The organism is Micromonospora globbae, from assembly GCF_003610785.1.
GTDB classification, from domain to species: Bacteria; Actinomycetota; Actinomycetes; order Mycobacteriales; family Micromonosporaceae; genus Micromonospora; species Micromonospora globbae.
The window spans coordinates 154,677-171,728 of record NZ_RAQQ01000014.1 but is presented as its reverse complement, the minus strand read 5'-3'; the positions used below and the strand labels follow the sequence as shown (position 1 = coordinate 171,728).

Sequence of the window (17,052 nt, the reverse complement as noted above, 5' to 3'; positions counted from 1 at the left end):
CCGGAGCCCGGCGGGGGTCAGAGTTGGGCTTGGGACTTCAGGCGTAGGTAGGTGTCGGCCACGGTCGGGGCCAGCGCGTCCGCCGGGGCGTCCACCACGGTCACGCCGTACCGGGTGAGCGCCGCCCGGACGCGGTCCCGCTCCGCCAGCGCCCGCCACCCGGCCGCCGCCGCGTACGCGTCCTCGGGCCGGGCCGGAGCGCCGGTCGTCATCGCCGCGAGCACCGGGTCGTGGCTGGCGGCGACGAGCACCCGGTGCCGGGCGGCCAGCCGGGGCAGCACCGGAAGCAGGCCCTCGCCGAGCGCGCCCGGCTCCAGCGCCGTGAACAGCACCACCAGACTGCGGTGGCGCTGCCGGCGCAGGATCTCACCGGCGATCAGCTCGAAGTCGGTCTCGACGAGGGCCGGCTCGAGCGGGGCGAGCGCGTGGACCAGCCGGGGCAGCAGCGCCGGACGGCCGCTCCCGGTGACGGCGGCGCGGACCGCGGTGTCGGCGGCGAGCAGGTCGACCCGGTCACCGGCACGGGCGGCCAGCGCGGTGAGCAGCAGCGCGGCGTCGATGGCCGTGTCCAGCCGGGGCTCGTCGCCGACCCGTACGGCGGACGTGCGGCCCGTGTCGAGCACGCACACCAGCCGGCGGTCCCGCTCGGGACGCCAGGTGCGCACCAGCACGTCGGCCCGGCGGGCGCTGGCGCGCCAGTCGATCGACCGGACGTCGTCGCCGACCACGTACTCGCGCAGCGTGTCGAACTCGGTGCCCTGGCCGCGCCCCCGGGTGACCTGGGTCCCGTCGATCACCCGCAGCCGGGCCAGCTTCTCGGGCAGGTGCCGGCGGGAGTCGAAGCGCGGCAGCACCCGCAGCGTCCACGGTGGTGTGGCGGGACGGCCGGAGCGCTGCCGGAACGCCAGCCGCAGCGGCCCGAGGGAGCGTACGGTCACCGCCACCGCCGGCCGGTCGCCCCGCCGGGTGGGGGTGAGCCGGGTGGGCAGCGGCACGGTGTCACCGGGGGGCACCGTCAGCACCCGGTCAGGGGGCAGGTCGGGGCGGGCGCCGGCCGACGGCACCCAGGCGTCGCGGACCTGGGCGCGCAGCGTACGCCCGGAGGTGTTGCCGAGCCGGAGCACGACGGTGGCCGTGCCGCCGAGCCGGACCGTCCGGTCGCCGTCGCGGTCGGCGGTGAGCGCGGCCGGCGGCACCGCGAGCAGCCGGTCGACGAGCACCAGCAGCAGCACGGCGCCGGTCATCACCAGGACGCCCACGAACGGCGACGGCCACAGCGGCAGGGTCGACGCCCCCACCGCCAGCAGCAGCGCCGCCCGCCAGGTCATCGCGGAGTCGGCACGGTGGCGAGGACGGTGTCGAGCACCGAGTCCACCCCCACGCCCTCCAGCTCGACCTCCGGCCGCAGCCGCAGCCGGTGCCGCAGGGTGGGCCGGGCCACCGCCTTCACGTCGTCGGGCACCACGTGGTCGCGTCCCGCCAGCCAGGCCCACGCCTTGGCGGTGCTCAGCAGCGCGGTCGCGCCCCGCGGCGACGCGCCCAGTTCGAGGGCCGGCGTCATCCGCGTGGCCCGGCAGAGGTCGACGACGTAGCCGAGGAGCGGATCGGCCACGTGCACGCGGCCCACGGCGGCCCGGGCGGCGGCCAGGTCGGCGGCGCTCGCCACCGGGCGTACGCCGGCCGCGGCCAGGTCGCGGGGGTCGAATCCGGCGTGGTGCGCCCGGAGCACGCCGAGTTCCTCCTCCCGGGTCGGCAGCGGCACGGTGAGCTTGAGCAGGAAGCGGTCCAGTTGCGCCTCGGGCAGCGGGTAGGTGCCCTCGTACTCGATCGGGTTCTGCGTGGCGGCCACGATGAACGGCTCGGGCAGCGGGCGGCGGGCCCCCTCGACCGACACCTGCCGCTCCTCCATGACCTCCAGCAGCGCCGACTGGGTCTTCGGCGGCGTGCGGTTGATCTCGTCGGCGAGCAGCAGGTTGGTGAAGACGGGCCCCTCGCGGAAGGTGAACGCGGCGGTGTGCGGGTCGAAGATCAGCGAGCCGGTGACGTCGCCGGGCATCAGGTCGGGGGTGAACTGCACCCGCTTGGAGTCCAGGTCCAGCGCGGTCGCCACGGTGCGGATCAGGAGAGTCTTGGCGACGCCCGGTACGCCCTCGAGCAGCACGTGCCCCCGGCAGAGCAGGGCGATCACCAGCCCGGTGACCACCGCGTCCTGACCGACGACCGCCTTGCCGACCTCGGCCCGCAGCCGGAGCAGGGCGGCGCGCGCGTCGTCGGGGCCGGTGGTCGGCGGTTCCGCGGTTCCGGCGGGTCGGGTCACCGGGTTCCTCCTTCGGTCGGGTCGGGGGGTGGGGGCGCGCCGGCGGGGCGCCCCTGCGTCGGAGCGGACGCCGCGACGGTACGGGAGAGCGCGTCCAGTGACCGGGCGAGGTCCAGCAGCTCCTGGTCGGTGTCGGGGTCGTCGCCGTACAGCAGGTCCTCGATCTGCTCCGGGTCGCCGCCCGTACGCGCGGCGACGGCCCGGGCCACCCGCTCCGATGGCGTGTCCGCTGGCAGGTTCAGCCAGGGCAGCAGGCGGGCCAGGGTGGTCGCGCGCAGCGTCCGGCCGGCCGGGCCGCGGGCACCGGCCCGCTGGTAGAGCCGGGCCCGGCCCAGCGCGGTCTCGGCGGAGCGCACGGTCACCGGCAGCGGCTCCGGGGCGGGTGGCCCGAGCCGGCGGGCGCGCCACAGCGCGGCGACCAGCAGGGCCAGCGCGAGCTGCACAAGCAGCGCCCAGAACCAGGGCGGGAACGCTCCCCACAGCGGGTTCGGTGGCCTCTCGCCGTCGTCCGCCGAGCCCTGTGGTGGCCGTCCGCCGCCGGGATCGCCGTCGCCCGGCGTGCCCGGTCGGACCCCGCCGGTGGCGCCGGGGTCGGGTGTCGTGGTGCCGCCGGGCGGACCGTCGGGGCGGGACGGCCAGGTCGGCGGGGCGCCGCTGGGCGACGGCGGCGGCGGTTCGGGGCCGGCCAGGTCGAGCCAGACGACCCGTCCGTGCGCCGCGAGCACGCCCACGGCGAGGGCCTGGTTGTCCCGTTCCCCGATCCGGTCGTTGCGGAACGGGTCGTCGGCTCCGACCACGAGGGTGTCGCCCGCGCCGGGGAGCCGGGCGAGCCCCGCGGCGAAGCAGAGGTCGACGGGAGCCGTCCCGTCGGGGGTGTACCGCTGGCGCTCGGCGGCCGCTCGCCGGACGGGGGCCAGCTCGGCCAGCGGGCAGGGGCGGCCGGCGGTCTCCGGACCCACCGCCCTGGTGGCCCACCGCCGGTCGGTGCGGGTCAGCGGCAGGCCCACGCCGACGAGCACCCGGCGGGACGGGTCGACCAGCACCAGTCGGGTCCCGCCGGGCAGGTGGGCGAGCCGGGCCAGCGTGTGCGGGCGCAGCAGCTGCGGCGCCGGCACGAAGAGGGTGGCCGGCCCGCTGCGCGCGGCCCGCAGTGCGGCGGCCGTGTCGGTCTCCCGCTGCACGGTGACGCCCCGCCGGCGGAGGGCCTCGGCGAGCCGGCTGGCGCCGTGGTCGTCGGTCTCGACCGGCGACAGGTAACCGGGATCGCCGGGGTCCGGCCGGTCCAGCGCCTGGGCGACGAGGGTGGTCGTGACGAGCGCGGCGACCACCCCGAACGGGATCACGATGCGGTGCCAGCGGCGCCGACGGCGGGGCGCGCGGGCGCGGTCCGCTGCGGCGGCGCGCGGGGCGGCGGTGTGCGTGGCTGCGGTCACGGTCCCTCCCGCCCGGCCTGTCCGGGTACGACGGCGTGGAGCGCGCGGTGCAGCTCGTCGGCCAGCTCCCGCATCCGCCGGTCGTGCGCGGCGGTGGCGGGCCGCTGGGCGTACCAGAGCTCGGAGAAGAGCTCGCCCGCGGCGGCCATCGGCGGGCCGGCGGGTGGCCGGTTCCGGGCCGCCGTCGCGGCGACCTCCCGCACCGTGAGGCCCGGGCGCGGGTTGACCACCTGGCGTACGGCGAGTTCGCGGATCATGTCGCGCAGCCGCTCGCGGACCGCCTCGGCGTACCGGCCGTCGGCGGCCAACCGGTCGGCGAGCGGGAGATGCCCGGTGGCCGGCGTGGCCGGTGCGTCCGGCGCGACGGGCGCCGGATCGGCCGCCGGCGCGTCGGCGGCCCGCCGGCGGCGTCGCAGTCGAGGCCAGCGCAGGTGGGGCAGCCGCAGGCGGGGCCAGCGCAGCCGCAGCCGGGGCAGCCGCGGTCGGGGGAACCGGCGCGGCACCCACGCGGGGAACGTGTACCAGGCCGCCGCGACCAGGCCCGCGAGGGCGACGAGCAGCAGCGTGACCAGCCACAGCGGTACGCGGTCGCCGAGTGCCGCCGTGGTCTCCGTCCACCACCGGCTACCGGTCATCGCTCCGCCGCCAGGAGGACCGGTGCGGGCGTCCCGGCCGGCGCCCGGGCGAGCAGGATGTCCAGCCCCTCGGTGCGGATCCGGGTCTCCAGGTGCAGCACGGCGTCCAGGCAGGCCAGCGCCGGGTACGCGACGGCGTTCACCGCCGCCCAGGTCAGGAGGGCGGCTGGCACGGCCCGGTCGGCGTCGACGAGGTCGGTCCCGCGCAGTCCGAGGATGATCCCGCTGGCCAGGCCGACCCGCAGGACCCACCAGCCGAGGTAGCCGAGCAGCCGGATCAGCCCGGCCCGCGCCCCGTCGCGGGTCGCCAGCGCGGCCGCCCGGGGCAGGACGCGTGGCAGCGCCACCCGGTCGACCACGAGCGCCGGCGCGACGGCGCCGAGCAGCGCGAAGCCCACGAACCAGGCCGGCCCGCAGAGGGCCGCGGCGAACATGAGGGCGCCCACCGCGACCGCGTACAGCAGGGCGGCCCCCCACCTGCCGCCGACCGGGCGGAGCACCTCGCGGGGACGGGCGGTACGCCCGAACAGCGCCGCGCCGGCGGCGCGGGCGGCCGGGTTGCCCAGCAGCGCGACGATCGTCGCCTCGGTGGCCGCGCCGGTGCCGAGCAGCAGCCAGTACGCGCCGAAGGACCCGTCCGACCACCACCACACCGGCGGGGCCGTGCCGGCGGCGAGCCGCAGCGGGAGCAGCAGCAACTGCTCACCCACGGCGAGGACGGCGGCGAGCGGCAGCAGTACGCGGGCCTGCTCGCGCAGGAGCAGCACGGCCGAGTCCAGCAGCTCGCCCACGGTGAGCGGGCGGCGGGGGAGTACGGCGATCGGGCCGACGTCGGGCACGCGTACTCCCTGGGGACGGACGGTGGTGGCGCGCGACGGCGCACGCGGGGATCATGGTGTCACGCCCGGTGCCGATCCGGTGGACCCGCAGGTCGGTGCCGGCGTGCGGTCGCCCGGTGCCGCGGAGGACTGTGGCAAGCTTGCCGCGGCGGTACCGTGCCGGGTGACGCCGGTCCCACCGACACTGAATGGGGATGGAAGATTAATCCCATGAGAGCCCGGGTACTGGTGGTCGACGACGACCCCGCGCTCGCCGAGATGCTCGGCATCGTGCTGCGCAGCGAAGGATTCCTGCCCTCCTTCGTCGCCGACGGTGAGCGCGCCCTCGCCGCGTTCCGCGACAACCGGCCCGACATCGTCCTGCTCGACCTCATGCTGCCCGGGATGAGCGGTATCGACGTGGCCCGGGCGATCCGGGCCGAGTCCGGCGTGCCGATCGTCATGCTCACGGCCAAGAGCGACACCGTCGACGTCGTGCTCGGCCTGGAGTCCGGGGCCGACGACTACGTCGTCAAGCCGTTCAAGCCCAAGGAGCTGGTGGCCCGGATGCGGGCCCGGCTGCGCCGGGGCGAGGACGTGGCGCCGGAGATGCTGACCATCGGGCCGCCCGGCAACCAGATCAGCATCGACGTGCCGGCCCACACGGTCAGCCGCAACGGCGAGGAGGTGAAGCTGACGCCGCTGGAGTTCGACCTGCTGGTCGCGCTCGCCCGCAAGCCGCGCCAGGTCTTCACCCGTGAGGTGCTGCTGGAGCAGGTGTGGGGCTACCGGCACGCCGCCGACACCCGGCTGGTCAACGTGCACGTGCAGCGGCTGCGGGCCAAGATCGAGCCGGATCCGGAGCGACCCGAAATCATCCTCACCGTGCGGGGCGTGGGCTACAAGGCGGGCACCGGATAACCTGGGGCGCACTGTGGCCTCCTCCCCGCTCCCGCCCCCCGACACCGCGACGGCCCGCACCCGCGGCGCCGCTCGCGAGCTGTGGCGCGCGGTCGCGGGGCGGGTGGCGCGGACGGCGGCGGGTGTGCACCGCACGTGGCGGCGGTCGCTCCAGTTCCGGGTCGTCACCATCACGCTGGTCGCCTCCAGCGTGCTGGTGGGCGGCTTCGCGTACCTGATCGCCGACAAGATCACCAGCATCCTGCTGGAGAGCGCCAAGACCGACGTCAAGCTGCGGCTGGAGAGCGGCGCGGACTACGCGACCAAGCAGGTCGCCCTCTACAACCAGCCGCAGGAGGCCCAGCTCCAGGAGACCATCGAGGGCACGGTCAACTACCTCGCCGGCGGCGACCCGCAGCAGACCAGCGGGGTGGTCGTGGTGATCACCGCGCAGGACTTCCCCGTGATCCAGAGCCGGACGGCGCCGGCGGTCGACGGCGTGCAGCGGCTGATCAGCCCGGAGCTGCGGGAAGCGGTCGCCGACGGCAACGTGGCCAGCCAGATCGCCACGGGCCGGCTGACCGGCGAGCGGACGAAGTACCTGGCGTACGGCTCGCCGGTGCCGACCCGGTTCGGCCAGATCGAGCTCTACTACCTCGTGCCGCTGGCCCGCCAGGACGCCACCGCGGCCGACGCCCGGGCCACGGTCGTGGCCACCGGCGTGGCCCTGGTGGTCCTGCTCGGGCTGCTCGCCGCGCTGGTCACCCGGCTGGTGGTCACCCCCGTACGGGTGGCCGCCCGCACCGCCCAGCGCCTCTCCGCCGGCCTGCTCGACCAGCGGATGGTGGTCAACGGCGAGGACGACCTGGCACTGCTGGCCGCGTCGTTCAACCAGATGGCCACGAACCTCCAGCGGCAGATCCTGCGCCTGGAGGAGATGTCCCGGCTGCAACGCCGGTTCACCTCCGACGTGTCGCACGAGCTGCGGACGCCGCTCACCACGGTCCGGATGGCCGCGGACCTGATCTTCGCCGAGCGGGACGGGTTCGACCCGGCGGTCGCCCGCAGCGCCGAACTTCTCCAGGCCGAGCTGGACCGGTTCGAGGAACTGCTCACCGACCTGCTGGAGATCAGCCGTTTCGACGCCGGCTTCGCGATGCTCGACGCCGAGCCGACCGACCTCGTGCCGATAGTGCACCGCGTGGTCGAGCGGTTGACCGGGCTGGCCGAGCGGGTCGGCGTGCCCATCGAGGTGGACCTGCCGGAGCACGAGGTGATCGCCGAGGTGGACCCGCGCCGGGTCGAGAGGGTGCTGCGCAACCTCGTCGGCAACGCCGTCGAGCACGGCGAGGGCCGGCCCGTGGTGATCCGCCTGGGGGCGGACGAGACCGCGGTGGCGATCACCGTACGCGACCACGGGGTGGGTCTGAAGCCGGGCGAGGAGAAGCTCGTGTTCAACCGCTTCTGGCGCGCCGACCCGTCCCGGGCACGGCAGACCGGCGGCACCGGGCTCGGCCTGTCGATCAGCCTGGAGGACGCGCGGCTGCACGGCGGCTGGCTGGAGGCCTGGGGTGCCCCGGGCCAGGGCGCCCAGTTCCGGCTCACCCTGCCGGCCCGGGCCGGCGACCGGCTGACCACCTCACCGCTGCGCCTCGTGCCCGAGGACGCCCGCCTGCCGTACGGCGGCCCGGGCGACGCGGCTCCGCTGACGATCGGCCCGGCCCCCGGCGGCGCGCTGGCCATCGGCCCGGCGCCGGCGCGCGAGCCGGACGCCGCGGGTGCGGAGGTGCCGTCATGAGGGTGCGTGTCGTGGCGGGGGTGCTCTGCGGGGCCCTGGCGACCGTCGCGTTCACCGGGTGCGGCATCCCCGAGCGCTCCGAGGTGCAGATCGACGAGCGGCGGGAGCCGGCCACCGAGGCCGGCTCGGTCAGCGCCTGGTCGAAGGAACCGCCGTCCCCGTCGAACAGCGGGACGGACTCGGAGGCGTTCGTCCGCGACTTCCTCTCGGCGGCGGCCGGCGAGCCGGACCGGGCGTACGACCGGGTGAAGCAGTTCGTCGCCCCGGAGTTCAAGAGCCGGATGCAGGACAAGCGGGGCAGCGAGGTCGAACTCACCGTGGTGCGGCTCACGGACGCGCCGGTGATCACCAATAACGTCGACCGCAGCGCGGCGGTGACCATCTCGGTGCAGCAGGTCGGGGTCCTCCGGGCCGACGGGAGGCTGGTGCCGCCGGTCTCCACCGAGACAACGTACGAGTTCGGGCTCCGCAGCGCCTCCCCGGCGGGCACGGCCGACGACGGCGGGGGCTTCTACATCACCGATCCGCCGAACCTGCTGCTGCTCAGCGACACCGCCCTGCGCGACTACTACGAGCCCCAGGCGGTCTACTTCTGGAACTCCGACCGGACGCGGCTGGTCCCCGACCAGCGGTACCTGCCGCTCACCGTGCCCACCGAGCGGCGGCTCAACGAGGTGGTGAAGTGGCTGGTCGACGGCCCGTCGGACTGGCTCAGCACCGGCGCCGTGGGGTTGCCCGACCGGACCGAGCTGATCAACAACGCCACCGGCGGCAACGGTCGCTGGGAGGTCAACCTCGACATGCCCGGCGACGACCGGACCCGGGCCGACCAGTTCGTCACCCAGCTCGCCTGGTCGCTTCCCGACCTAGACGGGAAGCTCGAGTTGAAGGTCCGCAACAACTCGATCGTGGTCGCGGATCTGGCCGAGCGGCGGTCCCGGGCGCTCTACACCCTCCAGGAGGGGCCGCGGCGGTACTGCGTGTACGAGGGGGCCGTCCACCCGCTGGAGATCGCCGGTGAGCCCGGCGGCACCGTGCCGCTGGACCCCGGTGCGAACCGGAACGTCGTGTCGGCCGGGCTCGCCCGCAGCGGCGGCAAGATCCTGGCGGCGCTCGTCGTGACCGGCTCGGACGGGCAACGGCTCAGCGTGGGCACGGGACCCGACCCGGTGACGGCGTTCAAGAAGGGGCCGGTGCACACCGCGATCGGCCGTCCCGTCTGGCTGCGTGCCGCCGGTACCGAGCAGCCGCGGGGCCTGGTGGTCGCCGGCGGCAGGCTCTACCGGTTCGACCAGAACGCGCAGATGACCCCCATCGCGCTGAACCTGCCCCCGGCGCCGGTGAACGCGGTCGCCGCGTCGCTCGACGGGCAGCGGATCGCCGTGGTCGTCGGTGGGCTGCTCTACGTGGCGGCGCTCAACCTCGCCGGCGGCGGGGTGACGGTCGGGCCGCCGCGGCGGGTGGCGACGTCCCTGACGAGTATCTCGGCGGTGGACTGGGGCGACGAGAACCGGCTCATCGTGGCCGGGTCGGCGGGCCGCCCGGCGATCTACGAGGTGAGCGTGGACGGCGCGGTGCAGACGCCGTTGAAGGACGACACCGGCGCCAAGGTGACCCACCTGTCGACCTACCCCGTCAACCCGACGATTCCCGTGCCGTCCGGCGCCTTCATGTACGAGGCGAACGGGGTGGCGTACCGCGGCAGCCCGGTCGAGCAGATCCAGCGCGGCGAGGTGGGTCTGGTGACGCCGCCGCCGTCCGGGGTGCGCCCCGGCAACCCGTCGGCCCCCTTCTTCCTCTACTGACGACGTGGGCGTCCTCGGCGGGCTCTGGGCGGACCTCGGCGACCTGGTGCTGCCCGCCGACTGCGCGGGTTGCCGGCAGCGCCGGCCCGGCCTGCGGCGCGGCGTCTGCCCGGAGTGCGCGGCGACGCTCGACGCGCTGCGCCCGCGGCCCGTGCGGCCCACGCCCGCCCCGCCGGGTCTGCCCCCGTGCGTCGCCCTCGGCCCGTACGCCGGTCCGCTGCGGGAGGCGCTGCTCGCGTACAAGGAACACGGCCGGCACGGGCTGGCCCGGCCGCTGGGCGCGCTGCTCGCCGAGGTGGTGGCCGCGGCCGTCGGCCCGGTGCGTCCCGTGGTGCTGGCCCCGGTGCCCGACACCGCGGCGGCGGCCCGTGCCCGCTACGGCGACCACATGGACCGGCTCGCCCGGCGCTGCGCCGACCGGCTGCGCGCGGCCGGCTGGCCGGTGCGGGTGCTGCGGCCGCTGCGGGCGCTGCCCCGGCCGGACTCGCTGACGCTCGACAGCGCCGGGCGTGCCGCGGCGGCCGAGGCGGCGTTCCGCGCCCGGCCGCGGGCCGACCGGGCCGGCGACGGCGTGACAGTGGTGCTCGACGACATCGTCACGACGGGCGTCACCCTCGCGGCGGTGAGCCGGGTCCTGGCCGCCACCGGGCGTGCACCGGCCGTCGCCGCGGTGCTCGCGGCGACCGAGAAACGGCACCAGTCGTAACCGTTCGTGTTTCAGTTCCCCCCGATCGTGTACGACTCGCGAAAAAACATGGCGGTCTTCGCGACTACAGGTGACTGCCTGGAGAACAGGAGTTAGCGTCGTGGTGTCGGGGGTAGGAGGGTCAACCCACCCGCTCCCGGCGGTGAAAGGAGGCGTAGCCGCACTGACCGGTCGTACGCCGAGCGGGGCCTCATCCCTAGGGGCGAGCGACCGGGTAACCGATCGAAGACCGTCCGAGCCAGGGAGGTCACGTGGACATCGTGGTCAAGGGCCGAAACGTCGAAGTGCCGGACCATTACCGGGTGCACGTAGCCGAGAAACTCGCCAAGATCGAACGCTACGATCACAAGCTCATTCGGGTCGACGTGGAGCTGTTCCACGAACGCAACCCGCGCCAGGCCGACCACTGCCAGCGAGTGGAGATCACCTGCATCTCCCGTGGCCCGGTCATCCGCGCCGAGGCCTGCACGAACGACTTCTACAGCGCGTTGGACGCCGCCATCGCGAAGCTCGACACCCGACTGCGCCGGGCGGCCGACCGGCGCCGGGTGCACCGGGGCCGGCACGCTCCCCTCTCCGTCGCCGCCGCCACCGCCGACCTGCCGGTCACCGACCTGGGGGCCGACGCGCTGGGCGCGCTCAGCGACAACGGCCGCGCCGCCACCGCCGTGGCCGAGCGGGTCGACACCGAGGAGGAGTACGACGACCAGCCCTGGCACATCGCGCGGGAGAAGGTGCACACCGCCGAGCCGATGACCGTCGACGACGCCCTGTTCCAGATGGAGCTCGTCGGCCACGACTTCTACCTGTTCCTCGACAAGGAGTCCGGCCGTCCGAGCGTGGTGTACCGGCGCCGCGCCTACGACTACGGCATCATCTCGCTGGCCATCTGACCCGGGCCGCGGCGATCAGGGAGCCGCCGTCCGCGGCTCCCTGGTCCCGTGAGCGTCAGCGTGGCTTCCGGCCCGGCGCAGCGCGGCTTCCAGCCCGATGCCAGCGGGCCTTCGGCACCGCGTCGGCGCGGCTCTGGGGAGAGCGTCAGCGCAGTTCCTCCGGCAGCAGGCCGAAGACCAGGTCGTCGAGCCGGGTGCCGGCCAGGCCGGGAAGCCGGCCGCGGAGGAGGCCCTCCCGACGGAAGCCCACGTTCTCGAGCACCCGCTGCGACGGGACGTTGTCGGGCACGGTGGCCGCCGCGAGGCGGGCGAGGCGGGCCGGCCCGAAGGCCCAGCCGGCGAGGAGCCGGACGGCCCGGGTGGCGTACCCGCGGCCCCGCCACTGCGGCAGCAGTGCGTACCCGATCGTGCCCTCGCCGGCGGCCGCGTCGCTCAGGGACAGTCCGCAGCTGCCGGCCGGGTCGCCGCTGGCCGCGTCCAGGATGAGCATCCGGGCGATGTCGCCCGTGAGCCACTGGCTCTCCGCGAGGCGGCACCGCCGCTCGATGGCGGCGCGGTCCGGCGGCACCGGGGGCGCCTGGTTCGCCACCACCTCCGGCCGGGTGTGCAGCCCGTACATCAGGTCCACGTCGTCCGGGCCCAACCGGCGCAGGGTCACCGTCCCGTCGGTCAGGTGGCCGCCCGGGAGGTCGGGCAGCAGCCGCGGCGTGGGGCCGGCCGGGTCGTCGGCGAGGCGTACCCAGGCCAGGAGGTCGTGCCGCCCGCCGCCCCGGGACGGGTTGGCGGCGCGGCGTACGCCCTCGAACCGGAAACCGACGGCCAGCGCCACCCGCTGGCTGGCCGTGTTCTCCTCGTGGGTGAGCAGTTCCAGCCGGACGACCCCGGTGGCGAAGGCGTGTTCCGTGAGCGCCCGGGTGGCGGCCTGCGCCACCCCGCGCCCCCGCGCGGCCGGCGTCACCCAGTAGCCGATCTCCGCCTGGCCGCGGGTGGGCACCGGTTGGCTGAGCCCGACCCCGCCGAGCAGCCGGTCGGTGGCGGGGTCGGCGACGGCGTACGCGGCGCCACCGCCGGCCCAGGCGGCCGGCGCCCCCTCGGTGATCCACCAGTGGGCGTCGGCCTCGGTGTACGGGCTGGGCATCCCCGAGATGAAGCGCCGGGTCAGGGGGTCGGCGCAGCCGGCCACCACGTCGGCGGTGTCGTCGAGGCGGAACGGCCGCAGCCGCACCCCGTACGCCTCGACGATCTTCGGCGTCACGTCAGGTCCCCGGCGAGCAGCGCGCCCACCCAGACGTCGATCCGCTCGCCGCGGTGGGTGAGGCCGCCCCGGGCCGTGCCCTCCACCGTGAAGCCGGCCTTCTCGGCGACGCGCCGGGAGGCGGTGTTGCCCACGTTCGCCCGCCACTCGATCCGGGCCAGGCCGAGGGTCGTGAAACCCCAGGTGCAGAGCGCCGTCAGCGCGGCCGGCATGTAGCCCCGGCCGCGGGCGTGCGGGGCCGTCATGAAACCGACGTCGGCCAGCAGCGGGTCGCTGGCGGCGAGCCGCAGGTCGATCGAGCCGGCGTAGCGGTCGTCGGCGTCGGCGATCACGAAGGCGGCGCCGGTGCCGGCGGCCCAGGTGCCGCGTACGAAGTCCAGGAACGACTCGGCGTCCGACCGCTCGTACGGGTCGGGAACGGTGGTCCAGCGGAGGGTGTCCGGGTCGCGGCAGGTCCGCACGACCGCGTCGAGGTCGCGTTCCTCCATGGGGCGCAGCCGTAGTTCGGCGGCGCCGGCCGTGGCGAAGAGCACGGGCTGCGGCCGTCCGAAAACGGCGGCCCGGCGGGCCTCCAGGCTGCCGGGGCCGGCGGGGCCGGGTGTGCCCGGTGCGGGCACCTCGCCGGGCAGGAGGGAGCCGATCCAGCCCTCGGGCCGGCCCTCGGGAGCCGGGTCGGCGAGCCGCAGGCGGCCCTCGACGCGGAACCCGGCCCGGAGCGCGACCAGCCGGGACGCGTGGTTGCCGACCTCCGCCTGCCAGACGAGCCGGCGCAGTTTCAGCGCGTCGAACGCCCACCGGGCCACCGCGCGGGTCGCCGTCGTCGTGACACCCCGGCCGCGCGCCCAGGGGGCCGCCCAGTACCCGATCTCGGCGCTGCCGAGGCGGGCGTCGAGGGTGACCAGTCCGCAGGAGCCGAGCAGTTCGCCGGTGGTGGCGTCGCAGACCGCGAACGGGGCGCCGGTGCCCTCGGCCCAGGCCCGGGGCGCCACGTCGGTGACGAACTCCCTGGCGTGCTCGGGCAGGTATGGGCGGGGTACGGTGGTCCAGCGCTGGATGTCCGGGTCCTGGCAGGCGCGGTGGACGGCTTCGGCGTCCTCGGCGCGCCACGGGCGCAGCAGCAGGTCGTCCTCGCTGATCTCCACGGGCTCCACCCGAGCATCGTGCCGGATCGTTCGCCCACGGCGTAACCGGATATCCCCCGACCATCGAACCGTCTGAGCGTTACGTCCTTTTTGCCACTCCTGTCCCCCGCCACCAGTGACCATCACCCCGATGGAGCGCCTACGATGGTTCGAGACCGTCTAGGGGAGCGTTGATCCGTGTCGATTCTGGAAAGGGTCCTCCGCGCTGGCGAGGGCCGTATGCTGCGTCGGCTGAAGGCCATCGCGGCCGCCGTCAACTCGATCGAGGACGACTACGTCAACCTCACCGACGCCGAGCTGCGTGGCATGACCGATCAGTTCAAGGAACGGCTGGCCGACGGCGAGACCCTCGACGACCTGCTGCCGGAGGCGTTCGCGGTGTGCCGGGAGGCCGCCGCCCGGGTGCTCGGCCAGCGCCCGTACGACGTCCAGGTGATGGGCGGCGCGGCACTGCACTTCGGCAACATCGCCGAGATGAAGACCGGTGAGGGCAAGACCCTGACCTCGGTCATGCCGGTCTACCTGAACGCGCTCGCCGGCAAGGGCGTGCACGTGGTGACGGTCAACGACTACCTGGCCCAGCGCGACGCCGCCTGGATGGGCCGGGTGCACGAGTTCCTCGGTCTCACCGTCGGCGTGGTCCTGCCCAACCGGCCCGCCGAGGAGCACCGCGCCGCGTACGCGTGCGACATCACCTACGGCACGAACAACGAGTTCGGCTTCGACTACCTGCGCGACAACATGGCCTGGTCGAAGGAGGAGCTGGTCCAGCGCGGCCACTTCTTCGCGGTGGTCGACGAGGTCGACTCGATCCTGATCGACGAGGCCCGGACCCCGCTGATCATCTCCGGTCCGGCCGAGCACTCCGCCCGCTGGTACCAGGAGTTCGCGGCCGTGGTGGCCCGGCTCCAGCCGGGCAAGGACGGCGAGGGCGACTACGAGGTCGACTACGCCAAGCGCACCGTCGCCATCACCGAGCGCGGCGTGGCCAAGGTCGAGGACCGGCTCGGCATCGACAACCTCTACGAGTCGGTGAACACCCCGCTCGTCGGCTACCTGAACAACGCGATCAAGGCCAAGGAGCTCTACAAGCGCGACAAGGACTACATCGTCAGCGACGGCGAGGTCCTCATCGTCGACGAGTTCACCGGCCGCATCCTGCACGGCCGCCGCTACAACGAGGGCATGCACCAGGCGATCGAGGCCAAGGAGGGGGTGGAGATCAAGCAGGAGAACCAGACCCTCGCCACCATCACCCTCCAGAACTACTTCCGCCTCTACGAGAAGCTCGCCGGCATGACCGGTACGGCCCAGACCGAGGCCGGGGAGTTCAACAAGGTCTACAAGGTCGGCGTCGTGACCATCCCGACCCACCGGCCGATGATCCGGCAGGACCGGCCGGACGTGATCTACAAGACCGAGAAGGCCAAGTTCAACGCCGTCGTGGAGGACATCGCCGAGCGGCACGAGGCGGGCCAGCCGGTGCTCGTCGGCACCGTCTCCGTCGAGAACTCCGAGATCCTCTCCCAGCTGCTGCGCCGCCGCGGCATCCCGCACTCCGTGCTGAACGCGAAGTTCCACGCCCGGGAGGCGGAGATCGTCGCCCAGGCCGGGCGCAAGGGTGCCGTCACGGTGGCCACCAACATGGCCGGCCGCGGCACCGACATCCTGCTGGGCGGCAACCCCGAGTTCCTCGCCGCCAACGAGCTGCGCCAGCGCGGTCTCGACCCGGTGGAGCACGAGGAGGAGTACGCCAAGGCGATGGAGGAGGTCCTGCCCAAGTGGAAGCAGGCCTGCGACGCCGAGGCGGAGGAGGTGGCCGCGCTCGGCGGTCTCTACGTGCTCGGCACCGAGCGGCACGAGTCGCGCCGCATCGACAACCAGCTGCGTGGTCGCTCCGGCCGGCAGGGTGACCCGGGCGAGTCCCGCTTCTACCTGTCGCTGCAGGACGAGCTGATGCGGCGGTTCCGCGCCGGCGCCGTCGAGGCGGTGATGGAGCGGTTCAACATCCCCGAGGACGTGCCCATCGAGTCGAAGATGGTCACCCGCCAGATCAAGAGCGCGCAGGCCCAGATCGAGGGCCAGAACGCCGAGATCCGCAAGAACGTCCTGAAGTACGACGAGGTGCTCAACAAGCAGCGCCAGGTCATCTACGCCGAGCGCCTCCGGGTGCTCAACGGCGAGGACCTCTCCGAGCAGGTCCGCAACATGATCGACGATGTCGTCGAGGCGTACGTGCGGGGCGCCACCTCCGAGGGCTACGCCGAGGACTGGGACCTCGAGCAGCTCTGGGCGAGCCTCAAGCAGCTCTACCCGGTGGGCCTGACCATCGAGGAGCTGGAGGAGGAGGCCGGCGGCTCGCGGGCGAGCATCGACGCCGACTTCCTGCTCGCCCGCCTCAAGGAGGACGCGCACGCCGCGTACGACCGGCGCGAGGAGCAGCTCGGCGAGGAGGCCGTGCGCCAGCTCGAGCGGATGGTCCTGCTCCAGGTGATCGACCGGAAGTGGCGCGAGCACCTCTACGAGATGGACTACCTCCAGGAGGGCATCACCCTCCGGGCGTACGCCCAGCGCGACCCCGTGGTGGAGTACCAGCGCGAGGGCTTCGACATGTTCGCCACGATGATGGACGGCATCAAGGAGGAGACCGTCGGCTTCCTCTACAACCTGGAGGTCCAGGTCGCCGAGCCGGAGCCGGAGGAGGCCGAGGAGGTCAAGCTGCTCGACAAGCCGGTGGAACTGCGGGCCAAGGGCCTCAACCGGACGCCGCAGCAGCAGGGTCTCCAGTACTCCGCGCCCACCATCGACGGCGAGGCCGGCGCCGGTGGCGTGGCCGTCGAACAGGCCGAGCAGACGGCACCGGCGCTCGGCGTCGGACGCCCCACGAAGGCCGCCCCGGCCGCGCCCGGCACGACCGCGCCGAACGCGCCGCAGCGCCCGACGAGCGGGATGAGCGGACCGGCCGTAGCCTCCTCGGCGGCGGCTCGCCGCAGGGCGCCGGGCGAGGCCGAGGCCAGCAACGGGCCGTCCCGCAACGCGCCCTGCCCGTGCGGGTCGGGCCGCAAGTACAAGCGCTGCCACGGCGCGCCCAACGGCGCCGCCTGACCGAGCTGAACCGCGAACGTGGAGCCGGGCCGCAAGGCCCGGCTCCACGTCTGTTTGCGGGTGCCGTTGATCCCGGCGACGAGCGGCAGGGTTCGGGGACGGGCGGGCGGCCGAGCGGCTGCGCGGCGCCGCCCACGGCAACGACCCCGTTGCGAGGTTGGGGCGAGTCCACTCCCACTGGATCGGTCCTGTCGACCTGCCCCATATCTGGGACGTGGCCTCCCCGCTGTGGAAACGGGCGAGAT

At 74.6% G+C, this 17,052-nt stretch carries 13 protein-coding genes; 6 read left to right on the top strand and 7 right to left on the bottom strand.

From position 1 onward, the window contains the following. Positions 1-17 precede the first annotated feature (17 nt). Genes D7I43_RS20145 through D7I43_RS20125 form a run of 5 tightly spaced genes read right to left on the bottom strand, consistent with a single transcriptional unit; the run spans position 18 to position 5,224 of the window. Positions 18-1,328, bottom strand: coding sequence for a DUF58 domain-containing protein (locus tag D7I43_RS20145; protein ID WP_120330087.1), 1,311 nt, complete (start codon positions 1,326-1,328; stop codon positions 18-20). Continuing rightward, the gene (locus tag D7I43_RS20140; protein ID WP_120330086.1) at positions 1,325-2,317 is read right to left on the bottom strand and encodes an AAA family ATPase; all 993 of its coding nucleotides are present in this window, start codon (positions 2,315-2,317) and stop codon (positions 1,325-1,327) included. The genes D7I43_RS20145 and D7I43_RS20140 overlap by 4 nt, the downstream gene beginning before the upstream one ends. Then, complete coding sequence (locus D7I43_RS20135; RefSeq protein ID WP_192902205.1) at positions 2,314-3,750, bottom strand: DUF4350 domain-containing protein; 1,437 nt, start codon at positions 3,748-3,750, stop codon at positions 2,314-2,316. Before D7I43_RS20135 ends, D7I43_RS20140 begins: the two co-directional genes overlap by 4 nt. Further along, positions 3,747-4,385, bottom strand: a complete 639-nt coding sequence (locus D7I43_RS20130; RefSeq protein WP_120330085.1) for a DUF4129 domain-containing protein — start codon at positions 4,383-4,385, stop codon at positions 3,747-3,749. Before D7I43_RS20130 ends, D7I43_RS20135 begins: the two co-directional genes overlap by 4 nt. Beyond that, complete coding sequence (locus tag D7I43_RS20125; RefSeq protein ID WP_120330084.1) at positions 4,382-5,224, bottom strand: hypothetical protein; 843 nt, start codon at positions 5,222-5,224, stop codon at positions 4,382-4,384. The genes D7I43_RS20130 and D7I43_RS20125 overlap by 4 nt, the downstream gene beginning before the upstream one ends. 210 nt (positions 5,225-5,434) lie before the next feature. Between D7I43_RS20125 and mtrA the strand changes: the two genes are divergently transcribed. The 5 genes from mtrA to hpf all read left to right on the top strand — a co-directional run bounded on the left by mtrA (position 5,435) and on the right by hpf (position 11,305). Further along, the gene (gene mtrA / locus D7I43_RS20120; RefSeq protein ID WP_120330083.1) at positions 5,435-6,124 is read left to right on the top strand and encodes an MtrAB system response regulator MtrA; all 690 of its coding nucleotides are present in this window, start codon (positions 5,435-5,437) and stop codon (positions 6,122-6,124) included. 13 nt (positions 6,125-6,137) lie between these two features. Then, a complete protein-coding gene (mtrB, locus tag D7I43_RS20115) occupies positions 6,138-7,901 on the top strand; it encodes an MtrAB system histidine kinase MtrB (RefSeq protein WP_120330082.1) in 1,764 nt (587 codons plus the stop codon). After that, positions 7,898-9,706, top strand: coding sequence for an LpqB family beta-propeller domain-containing protein (locus D7I43_RS20110; protein ID WP_120330081.1), 1,809 nt, complete (start codon positions 7,898-7,900; stop codon positions 9,704-9,706). The genes mtrB and D7I43_RS20110 overlap by 4 nt, the downstream gene beginning before the upstream one ends. A 46-nt stretch (positions 9,707-9,752) precedes the next feature. Continuing rightward, positions 9,753-10,412 carry a ComF family protein gene (locus D7I43_RS20105; protein ID WP_120330125.1) on the top strand — a complete coding sequence of 220 codons (660 nt, stop codon included), beginning with the start codon at positions 9,753-9,755 and terminating at the stop codon, positions 10,410-10,412. Between the two features lie 251 nt (positions 10,413-10,663). Then, positions 10,664-11,305: a ribosome hibernation-promoting factor, HPF/YfiA family gene (gene hpf / locus D7I43_RS20100; RefSeq protein WP_120330080.1), complete on the top strand. Its 642-nt coding sequence runs from the start codon at positions 10,664-10,666 to the stop codon at positions 11,303-11,305. A 145-nt stretch (positions 11,306-11,450) separates the two neighbouring features. Here the strand turns inward: hpf and D7I43_RS20095 are convergent, their stop codons facing one another. Together D7I43_RS20095 and D7I43_RS20090 are read right to left on the bottom strand one after the other, a co-directional pair. After that, positions 11,451-12,560 carry a GNAT family N-acetyltransferase gene (locus D7I43_RS20095; protein ID WP_120330079.1) on the bottom strand — a complete coding sequence of 370 codons (1,110 nt, stop codon included), beginning with the start codon at positions 12,558-12,560 and terminating at the stop codon, positions 11,451-11,453. Then, a complete protein-coding gene (locus tag D7I43_RS20090) occupies positions 12,557-13,711 on the bottom strand; it encodes a GNAT family N-acetyltransferase (protein ID WP_120330078.1) in 1,155 nt (384 codons plus the stop codon). The genes D7I43_RS20095 and D7I43_RS20090 overlap by 4 nt, the downstream gene beginning before the upstream one ends. A 168-nt stretch (positions 13,712-13,879) precedes the next feature. On the opposite strand from D7I43_RS20090, the gene secA reads away from it, so the two are divergent. Then, the gene (gene secA / locus D7I43_RS20085) at positions 13,880-16,807 is read left to right on the top strand and encodes a preprotein translocase subunit SecA (protein ID WP_120330077.1); all 2,928 of its coding nucleotides are present in this window, start codon (positions 13,880-13,882) and stop codon (positions 16,805-16,807) included. Positions 16,808-17,052: the final 245 nt, after the last annotated feature.